Annotated in this window: 1 protein-coding gene; it reads right to left on the bottom strand. The window is 69.7% G+C overall.

Annotated features, from left to right (window positions below):
- On the bottom strand, positions 1-1,137 hold a 1,137-nt coding region (locus MFF55_RS26240), incomplete at its 5' end, for an ATP-binding protein (protein ID WP_238247145.1).

Here is a 1,137-nt window from a genome sequence, read left to right as displayed (position 1 = left end):
TCACGCCTCGATGATCGAGCGGATGCGCGCGGCCATGGTCTCGATGGCGAAGGGTTTGGTCAGCACCGCCATGCCGGGCGCGAGGTGGCCGTTGCCGACCGCCGCGTTCTCCGCGTAGCCCGTGATGAACAGGACACGCAGGTCGGACCGCGTGGCGCGGGCGGCGTCCGCCATCTGGCGCCCGTTCATGCCGCCGGGCAGGCCGACATCGGTGATCAGCAGGTCGATGCGCACGTCCGATTGCAGCACCTTGAGGCCGGCCGCGCTGTCGCCCGCCTCGATGGCGGTGTAGCCGAGATCGGCCAGGATGTCGGTGATGAGCATGCGCACGGTCGGCTCGTCGTCGACGATGAGCACGGTCTCGCCCTGCTCGGAGCGCGGCAGCGTGGCGAGGTTGGTCGGCCCGGCATCCTCGTCGGCCTGGCCGTAATGCCGGGGCAGGTAGAGGCACACCGTCGTGCCCTTGCCGAGCTCGGAATAGATCCGGACCTGCCCGCCCGATTGCTGGACGAAGCCGTAGATCATCGAGAGGCCCAGCCCGGTGCCCTGGCCCAGGGGCTTTGTGGTGAAGAACGGCTCGAACACCCGCGCCACCACCTCCGGGCTCATGCCGGTGCCCGTGTCTGTGACCGAGAGCGAGAGGTACTGCCCCTCCGGCATGTCGTGCTGGCGGGCGGCGCGGTCGTCCATCCACTTGTTGGCGGTCTCGATCGTGATGCGCCCGCCCTCCGGCATCGCGTCGCGGGCGTTGATGCAGAGGTTCAGCAGCGCGTTCTCGAGCTGGGGCGGGTCGACGAGCACGGTCCAAATGCCCGAGGTCCCGACGACCTCGATGGGGATCGCCGGGCCGACCGTGCGCTGGACCAGCTCCTGCATGTCGGCCACGAGCCGGTTCACGTTGGTGGGCTTGGGGTCCAGCGTCTGCCGGCGCGAGAAGGCGAGCAGCCGGTGGGTCAGGGCCGCAGCGCGCTTGGCCGCCCCCTGCGCCGCCGCCATGTAGCGCTCGACGTCGTTGAAGCGCCCCTGCTGCATCCGGGTCTGCATCAGCTCCAGCGAACCCGAGATGCCGGCGAGCAGGTTGTTGAAGTCGTGCGCCAGGCCGCCCGTGAGCTGGCCCACCGCCTCCATCTTCTGCGA

This window comes from Methylobacterium iners (assembly GCF_022179305.1).
In the GTDB taxonomy this organism is placed as follows: Bacteria; Pseudomonadota; Alphaproteobacteria; order Rhizobiales; family Beijerinckiaceae; genus Methylobacterium; species Methylobacterium iners.
The sequence above is the reverse complement of the archived record's forward strand: the minus strand, read 5'-3'. Positions and strand labels throughout refer to the sequence as shown.